This window comes from Bradyrhizobium sp. BR 1432 (assembly GCF_051547705.1).
GTDB lineage: Bacteria > Pseudomonadota > Alphaproteobacteria > Rhizobiales > Xanthobacteraceae > Bradyrhizobium > Bradyrhizobium zhanjiangense.
Map to the genome: position 1 here is coordinate 7,194,040 of NZ_JBPUGF010000003.1, position 18,722 is coordinate 7,212,761.

General features: G+C 64.8%; 15 protein-coding genes, 1 tRNA gene and 1 pseudogene. 4 read left to right on the forward strand and 13 right to left on the reverse strand.

From position 1 onward, the window contains the following. The first annotated feature begins 241 nt into the window (after positions 1-241). The 3 genes from ACSKB8_RS35025 (at position 242) to ACSKB8_RS35035 (ending at position 5,189) form a co-directional block, all read left to right on the forward strand. Positions 242-1,414: an efflux RND transporter periplasmic adaptor subunit gene (locus tag ACSKB8_RS35025; protein ID WP_438109056.1), complete on the forward strand. Its 1,173-nt coding sequence runs from the start codon at positions 242-244 to the stop codon at positions 1,412-1,414. Beyond that, positions 1,383-4,556 carry a multidrug efflux RND transporter permease subunit gene (locus tag ACSKB8_RS35030; RefSeq protein ID WP_438110797.1) on the forward strand — a complete coding sequence of 1,058 codons (3,174 nt, stop codon included), beginning with the start codon at positions 1,383-1,385 and terminating at the stop codon, positions 4,554-4,556. The genes ACSKB8_RS35025 and ACSKB8_RS35030 overlap by 32 nt, the downstream gene beginning before the upstream one ends. Positions 4,557-4,619: 63 nt before the next feature. After that, positions 4,620-5,189 carry an invasion associated locus B family protein gene (locus tag ACSKB8_RS35035; RefSeq protein WP_438109058.1) on the forward strand — a complete coding sequence of 190 codons (570 nt, stop codon included), beginning with the start codon at positions 4,620-4,622 and terminating at the stop codon, positions 5,187-5,189. A gap of 9 nt (positions 5,190-5,198) precedes the next feature. Here the strand turns inward: ACSKB8_RS35035 and ACSKB8_RS35040 are convergent, their stop codons facing one another. From ACSKB8_RS35040 to ACSKB8_RS35080, 9 genes and pseudogenes are all read right to left on the reverse strand, one after another. Then, positions 5,199-5,561: a DUF1428 domain-containing protein gene (locus ACSKB8_RS35040; RefSeq protein WP_438109060.1), complete on the reverse strand. Its 363-nt coding sequence runs from the start codon at positions 5,559-5,561 to the stop codon at positions 5,199-5,201. A 170-nt stretch (positions 5,562-5,731) separates the two neighbouring features. After that, positions 5,732-5,805: transfer RNA gene (locus tag ACSKB8_RS35045), tRNA-Gln, on the reverse strand. 276 nt (positions 5,806-6,081) lie between these two features. Further along, positions 6,082-6,414: a tripartite tricarboxylate transporter substrate-binding protein gene (locus ACSKB8_RS35050; RefSeq protein ID WP_438109061.1), complete on the reverse strand. Its 333-nt coding sequence runs from the start codon at positions 6,412-6,414 to the stop codon at positions 6,082-6,084. Between the two features lie 64 nt (positions 6,415-6,478). Beyond that, a pseudogene (locus tag ACSKB8_RS35055) lies at positions 6,479-7,054 on the reverse strand (Bug family tripartite tricarboxylate transporter substrate binding protein); the annotation flags it as partial. A gap of 142 nt (positions 7,055-7,196) precedes the next feature. After that, positions 7,197-8,327: an iron-containing alcohol dehydrogenase gene (locus ACSKB8_RS35060; protein ID WP_438109063.1), complete on the reverse strand. Its 1,131-nt coding sequence runs from the start codon at positions 8,325-8,327 to the stop codon at positions 7,197-7,199. A 13-nt stretch (positions 8,328-8,340) separates the two neighbouring features. After that, positions 8,341-9,378, reverse strand: coding sequence for a 4-hydroxythreonine-4-phosphate dehydrogenase PdxA (pdxA, locus tag ACSKB8_RS35065; protein WP_438109065.1), 1,038 nt, complete (start codon positions 9,376-9,378; stop codon positions 8,341-8,343). After that, a complete protein-coding gene (locus ACSKB8_RS35070) occupies positions 9,375-10,481 on the reverse strand; it encodes a four-carbon acid sugar kinase family protein (RefSeq protein ID WP_438109067.1) in 1,107 nt (368 codons plus the stop codon). Before ACSKB8_RS35070 ends, pdxA begins: the two co-directional genes overlap by 4 nt. After that, positions 10,478-11,923 (reverse strand): FAD-binding oxidoreductase, encoded by a 1,446-nt coding sequence (locus ACSKB8_RS35075; RefSeq protein WP_438109068.1) that lies wholly within the window; start codon positions 11,921-11,923, stop codon positions 10,478-10,480. Before ACSKB8_RS35075 ends, ACSKB8_RS35070 begins: the two co-directional genes overlap by 4 nt. 27 nt (positions 11,924-11,950) lie before the next feature. Beyond that, positions 11,951-12,871 carry a dihydrodipicolinate synthase family protein gene (locus ACSKB8_RS35080; RefSeq protein WP_438109069.1) on the reverse strand — a complete coding sequence of 307 codons (921 nt, stop codon included), beginning with the start codon at positions 12,869-12,871 and terminating at the stop codon, positions 11,951-11,953. 102 nt (positions 12,872-12,973) lie between these two features. Here ACSKB8_RS35080 and ACSKB8_RS35085 point away from each other — a divergent pair, with 102 nt between their 5' ends. Further along, positions 12,974-13,825 (forward strand): IclR family transcriptional regulator, encoded by an 852-nt coding sequence (locus ACSKB8_RS35085; protein WP_244551149.1) that lies wholly within the window; start codon positions 12,974-12,976, stop codon positions 13,823-13,825. A gap of 14 nt (positions 13,826-13,839) precedes the next feature. On the opposite strand, the gene rnz is transcribed toward ACSKB8_RS35085, so the two are convergent. From rnz to ACSKB8_RS35105, 4 genes are read right to left on the reverse strand one after another with little or no spacing between them, the layout of a single operon-like run. Beyond that, a complete protein-coding gene (rnz, locus tag ACSKB8_RS35090; protein ID WP_438109071.1) occupies positions 13,840-14,742 on the reverse strand; it encodes a ribonuclease Z in 903 nt (300 codons plus the stop codon). Between the two features lie 29 nt (positions 14,743-14,771). Next, on the reverse strand, positions 14,772-15,755 hold the full coding sequence (locus ACSKB8_RS35095) for an antibiotic biosynthesis monooxygenase (RefSeq protein WP_438109073.1): 984 nt from the start codon (positions 15,753-15,755) through the stop codon (positions 14,772-14,774). 15 nt (positions 15,756-15,770) lie between these two features. Further along, positions 15,771-17,168: a guanine deaminase gene (guaD, locus tag ACSKB8_RS35100; RefSeq protein WP_438109074.1), complete on the reverse strand. Its 1,398-nt coding sequence runs from the start codon at positions 17,166-17,168 to the stop codon at positions 15,771-15,773. A gap of 15 nt (positions 17,169-17,183) precedes the next feature. Further along, positions 17,184-18,398, reverse strand: coding sequence for a multidrug effflux MFS transporter (locus tag ACSKB8_RS35105; protein ID WP_438109075.1), 1,215 nt, complete (start codon positions 18,396-18,398; stop codon positions 17,184-17,186). Between the last annotated feature and the right edge of the window lie 324 nt (positions 18,399-18,722).

Consider the following 18,722-nt stretch of genomic DNA (forward strand, 5'->3'; position numbering starts at 1 on the left):
GGGACACGGTCTGCGGGCATTGTCCAAGGTTCGCACGCGGATCGTTCGGGCTCCGGAAAATGCAGCCTTGCCCACCGCCGCGCCAGCCTGCTCCACGCGGTGCAAAGCTTTCCAATTGTTTAGGATTCTCGACCGATAGTGCTGTTTACACTGGAACTTGGCGTGTATTATACAAGCGCGCTGGAACCCTATGATTGCCCCATAATTCGTAGCTTGGGGGCACGAGCGCCGCCGAGCCGATATGAAAAAAACACGGCCGATCCTCTGGATTCTGATCATCGCGGCCGTGGCCTCCGCGGGTTATTATGGCTGGCAAAAATACGGCTCGCCCGGGGCCGGAAAAACCCAGACGACACAAAAAGCAGCGCCTCGCCCGCAGGCCGTTCCCGTCAGCGTTGCGCCGGTTCAGAAGACCGACTTCCCAGTGTATCTGACCGGTCTCGGCACGGTGCAGGGCTTCAACACCGTCCAAGTCCGCAGCCGAGTGGATGGTCAGATCGACAAGCTCGCCTTCCGCGAAGGCCAGATCGTCCAGCAGGGCGACCTTCTGGTCTCGATCGATCCCCGCCCCTATCAAGCCGCGCTCGATCAGGCCAAAGCCAAGAAGGCGCAGGACGAGGCGAACCTCGCCAACGCCAATCTCGAACTGCAGCGCGCCATGAGGCTCGGCGAATTCGCGACCGCTCAGCGGGTCGATACCCAGCGCTCCACTGTCGCTCAGCTCACCGCCCAGATCGCGGCCGACGAAGCGGCGATCGCCAACGCCCAGACCCAACTCGACTACACGCAGATCAAGGCGCCGATCACGGGCGTCGCAGGGCTGCGCCAAGTCGACATCGGCAACATCGTCAACGCCTCGACGCAGACCGGCATCGTCACGATCTCTCAGGTCGAACCGATCGCCGTGATCTTCACGGCACCGGAAGACCAGCTCCCCTACATCACCGAAGGCCAGCAGGCCGGCGCGCTCAAGGTGATCGCCTTCACCACCGACGGCAAGAAGACGCTGGCCGAAGGCAAGCTCGCGGTCATCAACAACCAGGTCGACACGACCAGCGGGACTATTCGGCTCAAGGCTGTGTTCGACAACAAAGACCACACACTGTGGCCGGGCCAGTCGGTTTCGACGCGTCTTCTGGTGCGGACGCTGAAAGATGCGACCGTGGTTCCCGATGATGCGGTCCAGCATTCGACCAACGGCCTGTACGCCTATACCGTCAATCAGGACAACAAGGCCGAAGTGCACAAGATCAAGGTCAGCTATGGCATCGATGGACGTTCGGTCATCGATGAAGGCCTCACGCCCGGGCAGCAGGTCATCACCGGCGGTCAGTTCAAGGTGCAGCCTGGAAGCCTCGTCTCGACAGCGGTGGCGAGCTCGGATCCGGCCCAGAACAAGGTTCGACACGAATGATCGCGGGCGGGATTCGGCACCCTTCATCCGTTATCCCATCGGCACCTCGCTGCTGATGGCCGGCATCCTCTTCGTCGGCCTCGTCGCCTACCCCCTGCTGCCGGTCGCGCCGCTGCCGCAGGTGGACTTCCCGACCATCCAGATCACCGCCAACCTGCCGGGCGGCAGCCCCGAGACGATGGCCTCGTCGGTGGCGCAGCCGCTCGAGCGGCAATTCGCCCAGATCCCCGGTATCGCCCAGATGACCTCGACGAGCTATCTGGGCACGGCGTCGATCACCATCCAATTCGACCTCAATCGCAGCATCGACGGCGCGGCCAACGACGTTCAGGGTGCCATCAACGCCGCCAGCGGTCAGCTGCCGAAGAACCTGCCCTCGCCGCCGACCTACCGCAAGGTCGACCCGGCGGACGCCCCGATCCTGCTGCTGTCGGCAACCTCCGAGACACTGCCGCTGACCAGCGTTAGCGACGCCGTCGACGCCCAGCTCGCCCAGCAGATCAGCCAGCTCTCCGGCGTCGCGCAGGTCTTCATCGGCGGCCAGCAGAAGCCGTCCATCCGCGTTCAGATCGACCCGGCGAAACTCGTCGCCAAGGGCCTGTCGATGGAGGACGTCCGCAGCCAGATCGCCATCACCACGGTCGACAGCCCCAAAGGCAATATCGACGGGCCCAAGCGCGCCTACACGATCTACGCCAACGACCAGCTCACCCACGCCAAGGACTGGAACGACGTCATCATCGCCTATCGCAATGGCGGCCCCTTGCGAATCCGCGACATCGGCCAGGCCGTCAGCGGCGCTGAAGACGCCAAGCAGGCGGCCTGGGCCAACGGCAAGCGCGGCGTGTTCCTGGTGATCTTCAAGCAACCCGGTGCCAACGTCATCGAGACTGTCGACCGGATCAAGGCCACCCTGCCCCGGCTGGTGGCCGCTATTCCGCCCGCAATCAAGATCGAGCTGATCAGTGACCGCACCACGACAATCCGTGCCGCGGTCGAGGACGTCCAGTTCACGCTGCTGCTGACCATCGCGCTCGTGGTCATGGTCATCTTCATCTTCCTGCGCAGCTTCTGGGCGACGGTCATCCCCACGGTCACGGTGCCATTGGCGCTATTGGGCGCTTGCGCCTTGATGTGGGTGGCTGGCTATTCGCTCGACAATCTGTCGCTGATGGCACTCACCATTGCGGTCGGCTTCGTGGTCGATGACGCCATCGTGATGCTCGAGAACATCACCCGCTACATCGAGGAAGGCGAATCCCCGCTCGCGGCCGCCTTCAAGGGCTCCAAGGAAATCGGTTTCACCATCGTCTCGATCAGCATCTCGCTGGTCGCGGTGCTGATCCCCCTGCTGCTGATGGGGGGCATCATCGGACGCCTGTTCCGCGAGTTCGCCGTGGTGCTGGCGATGACGATCTTCGTCTCGATGTTCGTGTCGCTGACGCTGACGCCGATGATGGCCTCGCGCTTCCTGCGCGCGCATGGCGAAGTGACCCACGGCAAGTTCTACCAATGGAGCGAGCGCGCCTTCGACGGGATGCTGCGCGGCTACGAATATGTGCTCGACCACGCCCTGGCGTGGCGCCGCACCACGCTCGCAATCTTCTTCGCCACGCTCGGACTGTCGATCTACCTGTTCGTCCTGATCCCGAAGGGCTTCTTCCCGCAACAGGACGTCGGCCTGATCACGGCCACGTCCGAAGCCTCGCAGGACATTTCGTTCGCCGAAATGCAGCGGCGCCAGGTCGAGCTTGGCAAGATCGTGATGGAGGATCCCGGCGTCGCCACGATCGCGATGAACATCGGCGGCAGCGGCCGTGCCGGCAACAACGGCAACATGTTCATCACGCTGAAGCCGCGCAACGAGCGCGAGGCCTCGGCGCAGCAGATCATCGCGCGGCTGCGTCCCAAGCTCGAGAAGGTGTCCGGCGCCCGCCTCTACATGCAGGCGGCCCAGGACGTCCGGCTCGGCGGCCGGCCGACCCGTACGCAGTTCGAGTTCACCTTGCAGGACGCCGATCTCGCCGAGCTCAATGACTGGGCGCCAAAAATCCTCGCCAAAATGCAGACGCTGCCGGAGCTGCGCGACGTCGCGACCGACCAGCAGACGCAGGGCACAACGGTGCAGCTCAAGATCAACCGTGACACCGCCTCGCGCTACGGCATCCAGCCGCAGATGATCGACGATACGCTGTATGACGCCTTCGGCCAGCGGCAGGTCACGCAGTATTTCACCCAGCTCAACACCTACAAGGTGATCCTCGAGATCCTGCCGGAGATGCAGGGCGATCTCGAGAGCCTGAACAAGCTCTATCTGAAGTCGCCGCTGACCGGCGAACAGGTGCCGCTGTCGACCTTCGCGACCTGGACCACCGACCCGGTCCGCCCGCTCTCGATCAGCCATCAGGGTCAGTTCCCCGCGATCACGATCAGCTTCAACCTCGCGCAAGGCGTCGCGCTCGGCCAGGCCACTGAGGCCGTGCAGCGGGCGATGGCCGAGCTCGGCGCGCCGCCGACGCTGAATTCGAGTTTCCAGGGCACCGCGCAGGCGTTCCAGCAATCGCTCGGCACCGTGCCGCTGTTGATCCTCGCCGCGCTCGTCGTGGTCTACCTGATCCTCGGCATCCTCTACGAGAGCTACATCCATCCGATCACGATCCTGTCGACCCTGCCCTCGGCCGGCGTCGGCGCGCTCGCGATCCTGATGGCGGCCGGCTTCGACTTCAGCCTGATCGCGCTGATCGGCATCATCCTCCTGATCGGCATCGTGAAGAAGAACGGCATCATGATGGTCGACTTCGCGATCGCCGCCGAGCGCGACGAACACAAGACGCCGGCGGAATCGATCCGCCAGGCCGCGCTGCTGCGCTTCCGCCCGATCATGATGACGACGATGGCCGCGCTGCTGGGCGGCGTGCCGCTGATGCTCGGCCACGGCACCGGCGCAGAGATCCGCCAACCGCTCGGCTACGCCATGGTCGGCGGCCTGATCGTCAGCCAGGCGCTGACGCTGTTCACCACGCCGGTGGTTTATCTCTATCTCGACGAGCTCAACAACTGGTTCTCGGGTTGGGGCCGTTCGGGTGACGGCGAAGGCGACGAGGCGGCCGAGCGCCGCAGCGTCAAGCAAGCCGCCGAGTAAGCTTGCGCCGCACCTTCCGCGACGCTACAGCGAGACCTCGGTTCACGCCAACGCGGTTTCGTCATGCTCATGCAATCCAGACTTGTCGCCCTCGCCGCCGCTGTCCTGTTGTCGACCAGCACCGCACATGCCCAGCAGGGCGCCAAGAAGAACGCCGTTTCTCCTACCCCGGCCACGCAGCCCGCGCCTGCTCCGACGCAAGCACAGGCGGACGGCGCTCCGGGACAGCCCGGCTGGATCGTGCGCTGCACCAGCGCAAGCCGCGAGGCGCCGCTCGAATGCGCGATGGAGCAGAACGCGGTGCTGACCAAGACCGGCCAGACCGTCATCCTGATCAACATCCGCATCGCGCCCGACACCCGCACACCGATTGCGCTGCTGCAATTGCCGCTCGGCCTCAACCTGCCCGTCGGCGCCAAGCTCCAGGTCGACGAAGGCAAGGCGTTCGATCTCCAGATCCAGACCTGCGAGAACCGCGGCTGCTACGCCTCGACGCCGGTCGCGCCGGACCTGCTCACGGCCTTGCGGTCGGGCAAGCAGTTGAAGGTCTCCTTCCAGAACATGGCCAAGGAGACGATCGCGATCCCGATGCCGCTCAACGATTTCGCCGCGGCCTACGACAAGATCAAGTAACGGACGCCGTCAGGTCGCGATGTCGCCTGCCCGAAGCAGCGTCGTGAAGCCGCCATAGATCATGCGCTTGCCGTCGAACGGCATGCCGTCCATTTTCAGCCGCGGGTCCGCCATCACCTTCTTGTTGACGGCATCGCGGGTCTCCCGGTCGCGGTAGACGATCCAGGAGAAAACCACGATCTCGTCCTCCTTTGCCATGACCGCGCGCGGAAACGAGGTGAGCTCGCCATAGGGAACGTCGTCACCGATGCATTCGACATAGTCGAGCGCGCCATGCTCCAGCCAGAGCGCGCAGGCGGTCGTTGCCAGCGTCTTGTAGGCCTCGATCTTCTCCTTCGGCACGGCCAGCGCGAAACCATCGACATAGGACATCACGGATTCTCCTTGGGTTGTGTAACTCAAGGACGATGGAGTGCGCGGAGATCCGACCCGGAAACGCGATTTTTCAGATGAGGCAAACGGTCGCGAGCGGCGGTACCGCCAACGAACCGTCGCTGCCGCGCAGATGCCGAAGGTTTAGGTCTGGGAAAGAGCGCCGGAACTGGCTGGGGAACCTGGATTCGAACCAAGACAAACAGAGTCAGAGTTTGTTGTGCTACCGTTACACCATTCCCCAACGGAATAGTCGAACAAATTCAAGGTCTTGCCGATTTGCTCGACTGTGGCCGGAAGCGCGTTTGGCGCAAATCACGGCTCAGGCGTGGCAGCGTTCTACCCGCTCGAACTTGGGCTGGCAAGCGCTGCGGTGGATGGGTTGTGTCTCAACGGGGGATAGGACGAGAGGTCGGAAGTCCGCGGCGACAAAGCACGGGCCGCGCCCGACCGCATGAAGCGGTCGGGTCACGCTGCGGCCCGCGGACGTCTCGATATCGCCAAGCAGCGCCTTCGGCGCCTAGTCCAGCTTGATGTTCGCCGCCTCGATCACCTTCTTCCACCGCGCCGTCTCAGCGGTGATGTAGGCCGCAAACGGCTCGGAATCCACCGCGACCGCGGTGGCGCCGAGCTCGGCCAATTTCTGTACCGTGTCCGGCTGCTGCATGAAGGCGCGGATCTCGGCCGAGAGCTTTTCGACGATCGGTTTCGGCGTCCCGGCCGGGACAAAGAAGCCGTGCCAGGCTACGGCCTCGAAGCCCGGCAGGAATTCGGCGACGGCGGGAGCTTCGGGATCGAAGGCGGCCCGCTTCGGCGTCGCTGTCGCCAGCAGCGCGAGCTGGCCGGTCTTCACCTGCGGCAGCAGCCAGCGGCACGTTGTCGAAGGCGAGATCGATCTGACCGCTCAACAGGTCCGTCAGCATCTGGCTGGAGCCCTTGTAGGGTACGTGCACCATCTTGGTGCCGGTCATCTGCTGAAACAGCTCGGCGGCCAGATGCTGCGAGGTGCCGACGCCGGCCGAGCCGAACGAGACCTTGTCCGGATTCGCCTTCAGATAAGCGATCAGCTCCGGCACGGTGCGCGCCTTGATCTTGTTGGGGTTCACGACAAGCACGTTGGGCACGACGCTGATCTGGGCAACCGGCGCAAGATCCTTGTCCGGCTGGTAGCTGAGCTTCGGACCATAGAGCGAGGGGTTGATCGCGAGCGCGGACGTGCTCGCAAGCCCGAGCGTGATGCCATCAGGCGCCGACTTCGCCAACCGCGTCACGCCAAGGATCGAGCCGGCGCCGCCGACATTCTCGACCACGAACGGCTTGCCGAGCTTCGCTTGCAAATGGTTGGAGACCATGCGGGCGAAGATATCGGCGGTACCGCCGGCGGCGAAGGGAACGATCACCGTCACCTGCTTGGACGGATAACCGTCCTGCGCCTTTGCCGGCGATGCCGCCAGCAGCATGAGTGAGGCAAGAACAAGCCACGTCGATCTCATCGAAGTTTCCTCTTTTCAGTGTTGTTGATTGGCTGCCGCGAACGAGCGGCGGAGATGGCTAAAGCGCGATGCATCGCGCCTTAGCTTATTGTTTGAGCATGATCTCTTCGGAAAACCGCTACACACTTTTCCGGATCATGCTCTAGAACGCGACCTCGTACATGTTCAGGATCGCATCCCGGCTAAGGTCGCGCGGACTGTTGTCGAGCAGGCGGCGAATGGCGTGCGCCTCGTCGGCCATCACGCCGAGATCGTCCTTGGGCACGCCGAGCGCCGACAGCCGCATCTCGATACCGAGATCGGCGCAGAACTTGTAGGTTGCGTCGAACGCCAGCTTTGCATCGGCCGGCTCCCGCAATCCAAGCGCCTGGAGCACCGCGACGGTCTTCGCCTCCACGGCCGGCATGTTGAAGGCCAGCGTGTGCGGGAAGATCACCGCGCAGGCGAGCCCATGCGCCACATGGTGACGCGTGCCGAGCGGATACGCGACCGCATGACCGGCGGTCGTGTTCACCGGTCCGAGGCAATAGCCGCCATAGAGCGAGGCCAGCGCCAGGCCCGCACGCGCCTCGCGATCGCTGCCATCGACCACCGCCCGCTTGAGATACTGCCCGACCAGCCGCGCGCCTTCGAGCGCATAGAGATCGATCGTCGGATGCGCCTTGCGGCTGGTATAGGCCTCGACGCAATGTGCCAGCGCGTCGACGCCGGTCGCTGCGGTGACCTCTTTCGGCACCGTCATCGTCAGATCCGGATCGACGATGGCGATGTCAGCCAGCATGAAGCGGCTCTGCACCGCCTGCTTGTTCTGGCTCAAGGGGTCGGTGACGAGCGCGCGGGTGCCGGCTTCGCTGCCGGTGCCCGAGGTGGTGGGAATCTGCATCAGCGCCACGCTGCGGCCGGCCACTTTCTCCGGCCCAACGATGTCGGCGAAGGCCACGTCGTTCGTGCACATCACCGCCACCAGCTTGGCCAGATCCATCGCGCTGCCGCCGCCGAACCCGACGACGAGATCGGGCTTGGCGTCGCGCGCCATCGCGACCGCCTTCTCGAGATTGGGCAGGTCCGGCTCGGGCTTCACATCGCCGAACAGCTTGACTGCACCCGGCAGCCCCAGCGTGTCGACGCGGCGCGCGTTGAATGGATCCGAGATCACCAGCGGCCGTTTGGCGCCAATCCGTTCGGCGAAACGCGCCGCAGCGGCGATCGTGCCGCAACCGAACTCCAGGATAGTGGGGCGAAGAATTTCGATGGGCGTGAAGGCGTTGGTCATCGTGCGTTCGATCTCATGACTTGGATGCGGAGGCGCCGGCGGCCAGCCGCTCGGCATAGTCGATGGCCTCGATCAGGCTGTGCTCGTTGGCAATGCCCTTGCCGGCGATGTCGAAGGCGGTGCCGTGATCGACGGACGTGCGGATGATCGGCAGGCCCAGCGTGATGTTGACGCCCGAGAGCTCCTGCCAGCGGCCGGTCGCGGGATCGACCTGGAAGCCGAGCAGCTTGACAGGGATGTGGCCCTGGTCGTGATACATCGCGACCGCAGCATCGTACTGTCCGGCGCGCAGCTTGACGAAGATGGTGTCACCCGGCACGGGGCCGACAATGTCGAGACCGTCAGCGACTGCCTTGGCGATCGTCGGCGCCGAGACATCGATGTCCTGCCGGCCGAACAGGCCGCCCTCGCCGGCATGCGGATTGAGCGCGGCGATCGCGATCTTCGGCTTTTCGATGCCGAGCCGACGCAGCGCGTCGTTGGTGAGGTCGATCACCATGCGCAGGCGCTCCGGCGTCAGACGCTTCGGCACGTCCTCCAGCGCCACATGCGTCGAGACGTGGCTAACGCGCATGTTGCCATGGGCAAGCAGCATCACCGAGCCGCGCACGCCGGTGAGATGCGCGAGCATCTCGGTATGTCCGGGGAAATGATAGCCGGCCTTGTTGAGGGCTTCCTTGTTGAGCGGTGCCGTGACGATGGCCGCGGTGCGGCCCGCCTGCGTCAGGCGCACGCCCTGCTCGATCGCCTTGTAGGCAAAACGGCCGCCATCAGCGCTGAGCACGCCGGGCCTGATGGGATCGCCCTCGGCGTCGGCCTGGAGGAAGCACAGATTAGGCCAATCGCGATCCTCGTCGCTCACCTCGGGGATGGCAATGTCAGCGCCGAGCGCGGCCTTTGCGCCATCAAGCGCCGCGCCGCTGCCGATGATCAGCAGGCGCAGATCGCCCTTCGTGATTCGGTCCTTCAATCCGACGCAAGCCTTGACGATGATCTCCGGTCCGATCCCGGCGGGATCACCCATGGTGATGGCAAGATGACGAGAGGTCATGTCGGACTCCTCATGTTGAGCAAATGATTGTCCCGAAGCAGATCGCGCCAGAGTTCGCTGGGTCCGAATGCACCGGACTTCGAGATGACATCGACGCCGGCCCACTGGCCGCCCTGCAAGATCGAGCGCGGCAACCCCGGCACGATACGTCCCGTCACCTGGAGCGCATGCGCGCCAAGGGCAACGCACGCGGCCTTCAGGGTCTCGCCGCCAGCAACAATCAGCGTGCCCGGTGGTTCGAGCGCCGCGATCAGTGCCGTCATTTCGCGCGCGATCCGCTGCGCCGCCTCGGCGCGCGTCAGGCCGTCGGCGAGCGAGAATTTAACCAGTGCCACGGCGTCATCGGCCAGCTTGCGCCGCACAGGCGCCGCGCCCTCGCCTTCCGCAAGCGCGATGGTTGCCTCGCCGCACGCAGCCAGCTGAGACGCAGTCGCGGGCTGATCCGAGCCGAACAGCCCCAGCACCGGCAGCTTCAATTGGGTCGGCGCAGCGGCGTCATGGCTGCGGGCGAGCGCGCCGGCGAGCCCACCGCTGCCGCACCATAGCACGGGTCCCGGCATGCGCTGCCCCATCTCGACGATACGATCGAGGTCGATGTCGCTTTCGGCGTCGAAGACCTGAACGCCGCCCTGCGACAGCGTGTCGGCCCCGCCCTGCCGCGCCTCGATGCCGTCCTGCTGCAGCTGGGCCAGGAGATTGTCGCCGACGCGGAGCCACTCGCCTTGCACCGTGCGCGCAAATTGCTGGCCACCCGCGGTGCGGCGCCCCTGATAGTCGAAGGCGGGCGCGACCACGCAGGACGCCCAATCGCCGCTGCGCAGGCAGGCGTCAAGCTCGGCCGCCCACGCGCCGCGAAGGAGGCTATCGACCTTCTTGTAGGCGATCGTCGCCCCGCGGAGCTGCGCTGCCAGTCGTCCGACGATCTCGATGCTCTCGGCTTTGGAGCGTTCGCGTGTGCCGCTGTCGATCGCCAGGCTTTCAGAGTCCTGCCCCGCAAACGCCTCTGGCCACGTGACGTCGAACGGCCCGCACAGACCGACGAACTCCGCCGCGGTGTCGAGCGCACCGGTAAGGTCGTCGGCAAGAAGACGGACGCTCGTCATCGTCGCGCGCCTCCGGCATTAAAGATCTTGCCCGGGTTCATCAGGCCATTCGGATCGAGCAGTTGCTTGATGTCACGCATCAGCTCGATGTCGAGAGGATCGGTGACGCGCGCAAGCCGGCCGCGATTCGTAATGCCAATGCCGTGCTCGGCACTGATGGCTCCGCCTTGCGCTGCGGTCTCGTCATCGACGATCTCGTTGATCTCGGCCACCAGCGCGGCCGTTGCAGCGGGGTCCTGACAAAGCGCGCGGTCGATCAGCGCGATCACGTGGATATTGCCGTCGCCGATATGGCCATGCATCACGACGCGCGCATGCGGCACGGCAGCCTTGATCCGGGCCTCGACATTGGCGACGAAGGCCGCCTGACGCTCCAACGGCACCACGCTGTCATGCGACACGACATAGCCGCTGCGCTTGTTGCCTTCGGACACGCTGTGCCTGACCGCCCAGATCGCCTTGGCCTGCGCCAGGTTCGACGCCAGGATGACGTCGTCAGTGAGCCCGGCCTCCATCGCCTCCGCGAGCACCGTGGCGAGCGGCTCGTTGAGGTCAACGCCTGCGAGCGTGTCGGTCAGCTCGACGATCAGATACCACGGCGTCGTCAACTCGAATGGGATCGTGACATGCGGCACGGTCTCCGCAATCGCCTCGATTTGCGAGCGCGACATGATCTCAAGGCTGCCGAGCCGGTCGCCGACCGCGCCGCGCAGACGCTGCATGATCTCGAGCGCCTGCTCGACGCCCTGCAATTTCAGCAGCGCCAGCGCGGAGCTGCGCGGCGGTGCAAACAGTTTCAGGACCGCCGCCGTGACGATGCCGAGCGTGCCCTCTGCGCCGATGAAGAGCTGCTTGAGCGCGTAACCGGTGTTGTCCTTGCGCAGCGCGCGCAGGCCGTTGAAGACACGCCCGTCGGGCAGCACGACCTCCAACCCGAGCACGAGGTCGCGTGTCGGTCCGTAGCGAAGCACTGCCGTGCCGCCGGCATTGGTGGAAATGTTGCCGCCGATCTGGCAAGAACCCTCGGCACCCAGGCTCAAGGGAAAATAGCGATCGACGCTCCGAGCTGCGTTCTGCACCTCGGCGAGGATGCAGCCGCCTTCCACCGTGATCGTATTAGCGAGCGGGCTGACGTCGCGCACGGCCCGCATGCGGTCGAGCCGGATCACGACATTGCCCGCACGATCGTCCGGCGTCGCGGCCCCGCACATGCCGGTGTTGCCGCCCTGCGGCACGATCGCAAGCTGCCTTTCCGCGCAGTATTTGACGACGGCGGCGACCTCAGCGGTCGAGCCAGGTTTCACCACCGCGACCGCGCGACCGTGATAGCGGCCTCGCCAGTCCACCACATAGGCCTCCTGGTCGGCTCTGGAGGCGATGACGTGCTTGTCGCCGACGATGGCGGCGAGCCCCGACAGCGCATCCTGGAAAGAGTCGGACATCGGATCGCCTCGTCGCCGGCCTCGCGGCTAAATGGCGGCTGCGAATGCAGTGGCATCCGCAAGCAGCTCTTTCACGTGAGCCGATGGCAAGGATTCCAGCGGCGGACGCAGCCGCTGCCAGCCGGCATGGCCGGTGCGCTCGGCCACCAGCGCTTTGAGCGAGGCCATCTGCGGGAAGCGCGAGACCAATTCGCGTGCCCTGACGATGCGCGCCTGCGCCGCCTTGAGCGCTGCGTCGTCGTCGCTGTCGCGAAAATGCTTGTAGACATAGGCAAGGTCACGCGCCACGAGATTGGACGTTGCAGTGATGCAGCCGGCGCCGCCCTTGCGGAGCAGCGGCAGCAGCAAAGGATCGGCGCCGACCAGGACCGAAAAGCCGGGAAAGCGTTCGACCATCGCGGTCATGTTGGCGAAATCACCGGAGGAATCCTTGATGCCGGTGAACGTCGCTGGATAAGCCGCGCGCAGCCGCTCGATCAGCGCATGCGAGATTGGCTGCGCCGACATCTGCGGGATGTGATAGAGCACGACCTTGAGCTTGGCATCGCCGATGCGCTGCACGACCTCGCTGTAGGACGCGAAAATGCCGTCGTCGCTAACGCCCTTGTAGTAGAACGGCGGCAGCATCACCACGGTGTCGACGCCGACCGAGAGCGCATGACGCGTCAGGGCGATGGTCTCGCTGAGCGCGGTGACACCAGTGCCCGGCAGAAGCCGCTGCGGCGCGATGCCGGCGGCGACCACCGCTTCGAGCAGCGCGGTGCGCTCAGTGGCCGAGAACGAGTTCGCCTCGCCGGTCGTGCCGAGCAGCGCGATGCCGTCGCAGCCTTCGTCGAGCAGATAGCGGCAATGCGCGACGAAGCGCGCATGATCGGGGGCGAGCTCGGCATCGAGCGGTGTCAGCGCGGCGGAGAACACACCATGAGGGTGCAGCGATGATGTCGACAAACTTCCTCCGATCGTCAAATCGATGTTGTTCGGAATGCGAACATTTGTTATTGGATTGTCCCGTCGTAAAATCAGCTTGCCGCCACGTCAAGGGGACATGTCATGGCGAGACATTCGAGCATGGCCAAGGTCGAAAAGAAGGCCACGAAACGCGTATCGGACACTGACGCGAAAAATCCAAAGAATTACGTCGCTTCCGTCGGCAAGGCCTTTGCCGTGCTCAAGAGCTTCACCAGCGAGGCCTTCGAGCTGACCCTGAGTGAGATTGCCGCACGGGCCGACCTCGATCGCGGGACGGCGTTCCGCCTGATCCAGACCTTGATCGAACTCGGCTACCTCCAGGCCGTTCCGCAGAGCCGCCGGTTCCGCCTCGGCGTTGCCTGTCTCGATCTCGGCTACACCGTGCTGTCGCACGGATCGCTGAGGCCGATCGTCGAGCCGCTGCTGCGCGACCTCGTGCCTGACGTCGGCGATGCGGCTTCGCTCGGCATCCTCGACGGCGGCGACGTGGTTTATCTCGCACGGGTCGGTGCGGGCCTCGACCGCCACAAGATGGATCGTCGGCCGGGCACGCGGATTCCCGCCTATAGCGCGGCGCTCGGCCACGTCATGCTGGCGCATCTGGCGCGGGACGAGCAGATCGCACGGCTGGAGTCGCGACCGCGCGTCAAACTGTCGGAGCGAACGCTCACCGATCTCGACGCCCTGCTCGCCCGGCTCGATCAGGTGAAGAAGAAAGGGCACGCTGTCTCCGACGGCGAGAACGCCTATGGCCTGCGCACGCTGGCAGCGCCGATCTTCGACGCCCAGGGTCTCGTGATCGCCGGATTGAGCGTCACCATCGATGCGGTGCGCATGGACATGCCGGCCTTTCGCGACCAGGCGCTGCCGCGCCTGATGCAGGTGACGCGCCAGGTGCAGGACCTCGCCATCAAGTCCGGATTGACGAGCTGAACGGCTTCTCGAGGCTAGATGGCAATGCGATCGAAGTCGGCAGCGATCCGGGTGTTCGGAAAAATCCTGGCTGCCTCTGCAAGGACCTCATCGTCCTCATAGCGGCCCGACTGATGCGTGAGCACGAGCTGGCCGACGTTGGTCGCGGCCGCAAACGCAGCCGCATCGCGCGCAGTGAGGTGCCCATAGTCCCGCGCGGTCGATGCGTCGCGATCGAGGAACGTTGCCTCGATCACCAGCAGATCGGCACCAGAAACGTATTTGGAGAGGTCTTCGGTGGTCTCGGTGTCGCCGATCACGACGAGCTTCCTGCCGCCGCTCGGCGGTCCCAGGACGTCTTCCGGATCGATCGTTCGATCGGCGATCACGACTGGTCGTCCCGCGGCCAACTCTCCGCGCATCGGCCCGTCTGGAACACCAAGCTCGGCAAGGCGCTCCGGCCGAAGATGGCGGCGTGCGGGGCTCTTGAAGGAAAAACCAAAACTGTCGGTGTCGCGATGGCGAACCGGAAAGCAGTCGATGGTGAAGTCGCCGGCGACCATGACCTGCCCTTCGGTCAGGGCTGAGAACTCCACCGCGATCGGCGCCCTGCCAGCACCCCACAGGCCCGCAAGCATCCGGATCACGAGATCGAGCGTGCCCTGCCCGCCATGAATGGTCATCACGTCGGCGCTCTGCCGTAAGCCCAGCGTCGAAAAGAGACCGGGGATGCCGAGCACGTGATCGAGATGGGCATGCGTCAGCAGGATGCGGTCGAGCCGCCGAAAGCCGGCACCACTGCGCAGCAACTGGCGCTGCGTGCCCTCGCCGCAATCGACCAGAATGCGCTTACCCGCCGCCTCCACCAGGAGCGCCGGATGGTTGCGCTCCACCGACGGAACGCTGGCCGAGGTTCCGAGAAACGTCAGGGCGAACATGGTCGTCACGTGTCCAGTTGTGGACGGTCTCACCGTCCCCAATGCCACGCGATCAGTAGCGCGTACAGGCCCATCGACGCGGCATAGAGCGCGGCAAGGAGTGCATATCCTGCGATCTGGCGTCCGATCTTCGCCTTCGGCGAGATCCACCAAACGAGCGCCCTAAAAGCGGCAGGCACTAGCCACCAGCCGAGCAGCTGGGTGCTGACGAGATTGCCGACGAAGAGCGACAGCCAGACCGGCACGCCGTGACTGTCGATCAAGGGCGCGCTGATGAAGTAGCCCCAGAGGTAGACCACGGGATAGAGCACCAGAAGGACGATGAGGTTGCTCTTCCAGATCAGGCCAGGCCCTTGCTCCGGAGCCTGCGCCTTTCCGGCCGGGAACCAGAAATTGAAGCCGTAGCTCGCCCGCTTCACATTCATGCCGGCGTTGAAGCGCTCGCCTTCCCGCAGCAGCGACTGCCGCAACGGCGAGTCCAGCCATGCATTGAGGTTGGCATCACTGTCGAACGACAGGATGATGATCCATTCGTCGTGCAGGCCTGGAATCGGCCGCTCGATCTTGTGGCGCAAAAATCCCTTGAACTCGGCTTCTGCGGCCTGGATGCGCTGCTGCCATTTGAGGAAAGCGTCTTCGAGTTCGTCCGGGACCTTGAAGGAGATCACGGCGGAGACTGCGCTGTCGCGCTGCACGCCGGTGTCGGGCAGGATGTGGACGTCCTCCGAACCGACGAAGAAGCGCTGCACCTCTGCGATGAGCCGCGCCCGCACATCGCTCTGAAGCCAGGCGCGGGCCGCGGCCGGGCTCGCAAAGCGCAGGATCGTCACCCAGTCGACATGGGCCGGCGGCTGGGGCGGCACCACCTCCTGGCTGAGGAAGCCGGGCCAGGCCTTGAGCGCCTCGCCGACCTCGCCGTTCCACCGCGCGAACGCGGCAAAGCCATCGTCGGCGATGCGGCGCTGGATCACGAGGGCGACCGGCTGGCCGGCCGTGTCAGAAGATGCGCTCATTGGCAGCGGTCCGCCTCAGTCCTTCTTGTAGAGACGCTTGCCCATCACCCAGGTCTCGTCGACGCAGCGATCATCGCCGACCATCATGACGGCGAACAGCATGCTCGCGGCCTCGTCGATCGTACGCGGCCCGGCACCGTCGGCGATCAGCGACTGGTGCCACGCTTGCGCGACTTGCCCGCCGTTCGGATCGAGCGCGACGAAATCGGCCTCCTTGCCGGGCTCGAAATTGCCGAGCTTGTCGTCGATGTAGAGACCCTCGGCACCGCCGAGGGTGATCGACCAGAAGCCGCGATACGGCGAGAGCTTGTTACGCTCGGCCTCGGCGAGATCCTTGCGCGTCGGATCGATGCTGCCGTCGAGCAGCGTGTTGTTGCACATGCCGACCTTGTAGGCGTCGTCGAGCACGGAGATCATCGAGAAGCGGTTGCCGCCGCCGACGTCGGTGCCGAACGACATCTTCACGCGATGCTCCGGATCGGTGGCGCGGCCGAGGCGGAACAGGCCGCTGCCGAGGAACAGGTTCGAGCACGGGCAGAACACTACCGCCGCGCCCTTCTTCGACATGCGGCCGAACTCGTTGTTGGAGAGATAGACGCCGTGGCCGCCGGAGAATTTCGGGCCGACGAGGTCGAACTTCTCGTAGACGCCGAGATAGTCCTGGCAATCCGGGTGCTCGACGAGCACGCCACTGCATTCGGCCGGGTTCTCGGAGATGTGGGTGTTGACCCAGCAATCCGGATGCTCGTGCTTGAGGCGCTGACACGCCCTCAGCAGGTCCGGCGAGGCGCCGAAGGCGAAGCGCGGCGTGATGGCGTAGAGGTTGCGGCCCTTGTTGTGGTACTGCGCGATCAGCCGCTTGCTATCGCGATAGAAATTCTCCGGGGTATCGATGAAATCGGCCGGCGCGTTGCGATCGATGCCGGTGAGGCCCGCGATGACGCGCATGTTGCGGCGGGCCGCTTCCTCGAACAGTTCCTCGGTTGAAACAGGCGACGAGCTTGTGAAGGCCTGGCAGGTGGTGGTGCCGGACGCCAGCAGCGCGTCGAGGAAACGCTTCACGCCCTCGCGTGCATAGTTGCGATCCCGGTATTTAAGCTCTTCCGGATAGACCCACTTCTGGAGCCACGGCAGCAGTTGCTCGCCATAGGCCCCGAGCACGCGGGTCTGCGGCAGATGGATGTGGCCGTCGATGAAGCCCGGGACGATGATGCGGTCCTTGATATGGGTGATCTCAACGCCCGGATGCGCGGCGGCGACCTTGTCATAAGGGCCGAACGCCTTGATGATGCCGTCGGTGACAACCATGAGGCCGTCCTGGTGAAAGCGCGCGGCGGCCTGCTCGTTGCCGATGTGCTTCCAGGGATCGTCGACGAAGTCGAAGAACGTGCCGCGAATACCGATGGTGGTCATGATTTGGTTCCTTCCTCAATTCTGTGTGGCGTGGCGCGCCGAGGGCAGCGAGATCGCAAGCAGCGTGCCCGCGATGGCGCAGAGGCCAAGGTAGAGCCCTCCGATCGGTGCCTGGGTCGCCTCGGGCAACACCGCCGCGATTGCCATGGCACCACTCACGGCGAGGTAGCAGAGCGAGCTGATGAGGCCGCCGATCAGGCCGTGGTCGCGCTCGAACAGGCCGAGCGCCATGCCGTACATCATCGGGCACAGCACGCCGCAGCCGCCGAGCACCAGCGCGCCGCCGATCGTGATCGACGCAAGATCGAGACCAAGGACCATGCCGGTTGCGGTCAGGAGCGCGGCGCCGGCGAGAAACAGCGCGAAGGCGCCGAAGCCCAGCACGCGGGCCGGCATGAAGCGCACGAAATGCGCGCAGCCGAGCTCGCCGGCGAGATTAACCCCGCCAAGTCCCAGTGCGACGAGGCCATAGATGGCCGCCGAATAACCAAGGCCGGTCTGGTAGAAGAACGGCGCGACGACGCCGAACGCCAACTGCGCGCTGGCTGTGGCAGCAAACACCAGCACGAAGGCGAGGAAGCCCGGGCGAACGAGAGCCTCGCGCAGAATGCCGGCGGTGCGGCGCGGATCGAACGGCGCTCGCCGCTCCGCCGGCAATGTTTCCGGCAGCAGTAGCATGACGATCGCGGCGACGATTGCCGCGGCGATGGCAATGACGACGAAAACTCCGCGCCACGACGTCAGCTCGACGATGAAGCCGCCGGCTGCAGGCGCCAGCACGGGCGCGAGACCCCAGGCAGCGCCAAGCAGACCGGAGATCGCCGTGAGCTCGCGGCCACGAAAACAGTCGGCTCCGACCGCATAGGCAACGACGAGACAGGTGCAGCCGCCGATGCCTTGCAGGAAACGCAGCGCAAGCAGCAGCGATGCGCTGGTGGCCAGCGCGCAGGCAACGCTCATCGCGATGAGCACCGACAGCCCTGCGAGCAGGACGTTGCGACGGCCAAGCGTATCGGAAGCGATGCCCACCGGCACCAGTGCGAGAGACATGCCGAGCATGTAGGCGGTGACGGTGTTCTGCATCGAAGCCGCGTCAGTGGCGAGGTCCACGACCATCTGCGGCAGGCCCGGCGTATAGGCATCGAGCGGAATCTGGCTGAACGGCACGACGCACAGCAGGATCGGCACGATCCCCTTCGCGCGACCGGCGTCCGACGCAACTGCAGTCATGGCTTACGCCCCCTCGATGGCCGCGGGCCTGTCTTTTCGTGCGCGCAATGAGATGCGACGATGCAGGCTGCGGTCTTGACGCGTGGAGCGTGCCAGAACTGTGTATAAAAACTCTTAGGCGTTCCCGTATCGGTACCGATTTTGACTGGCCGACGTTGCGATCTTTGCTGCCAGCCGGGCGCTTAAACAAAAAACGCGAAAACAACCCCATGCACAGTACAAATCATTGAAGAATTTCGCACCACGCCGCGCGAGCCCTGCGCGGGGAACGTTTGACACGTCGGGCAAAGCAGGCGCAGAATTACATGATCGCCGATTGTGAAT

Excerpts from the sequence above, each read along its gene's own strand:
- rnz (WP_438109071.1), bottom strand. The coding sequence starts at position 14,742 with ATGTTCGCCCTGACGTTTCTCGGAACCTCGGCCAGCGTTCCGTCGGTG.
- pdxA (WP_438109065.1), bottom strand. The coding sequence starts at position 9,378 with ATGACCTCTCGTCATCTTGCCATCACCATGGGTGATCCCGCCGGGATC.
- ACSKB8_RS35105 (WP_438109075.1), bottom strand. The coding sequence starts at position 18,398 with ATGACTGCAGTTGCGTCGGACGCCGGTCGCGCGAAGGGGATCGTGCCG.
- guaD (WP_438109074.1), bottom strand. The coding sequence starts at position 17,168 with ATGACCACCATCGGTATTCGCGGCACGTTCTTCGACTTCGTCGACGAT.
- ACSKB8_RS35070 (WP_438109067.1), bottom strand. The coding sequence starts at position 10,481 with ATGACGAGCGTCCGTCTTCTTGCCGACGACCTTACCGGTGCGCTCGAC.
- ACSKB8_RS35075 (WP_438109068.1), bottom strand. The coding sequence starts at position 11,923 with ATGTCCGACTCTTTCCAGGATGCGCTGTCGGGGCTCGCCGCCATCGTC.
- ACSKB8_RS35040 (WP_438109060.1), bottom strand. The coding sequence starts at position 5,561 with ATGTCCTATGTCGATGGTTTCGCGCTGGCCGTGCCGAAGGAGAAGATC.
- ACSKB8_RS35035 (WP_438109058.1), top strand. The coding sequence starts at position 4,620 with ATGCTCATGCAATCCAGACTTGTCGCCCTCGCCGCCGCTGTCCTGTTG.
- ACSKB8_RS35095 (WP_438109073.1), bottom strand. The coding sequence starts at position 15,755 with ATGAGCGCATCTTCTGACACGGCCGGCCAGCCGGTCGCCCTCGTGATC.
- ACSKB8_RS35060 (WP_438109063.1), bottom strand. The coding sequence starts at position 8,327 with ATGACCAACGCCTTCACGCCCATCGAAATTCTTCGCCCCACTATCCTG.
- ACSKB8_RS35085 (WP_244551149.1), top strand. The coding sequence starts at position 12,974 with ATGGCGAGACATTCGAGCATGGCCAAGGTCGAAAAGAAGGCCACGAAA.
- ACSKB8_RS35025 (WP_438109056.1), top strand. The coding sequence starts at position 242 with ATGAAAAAAACACGGCCGATCCTCTGGATTCTGATCATCGCGGCCGTG.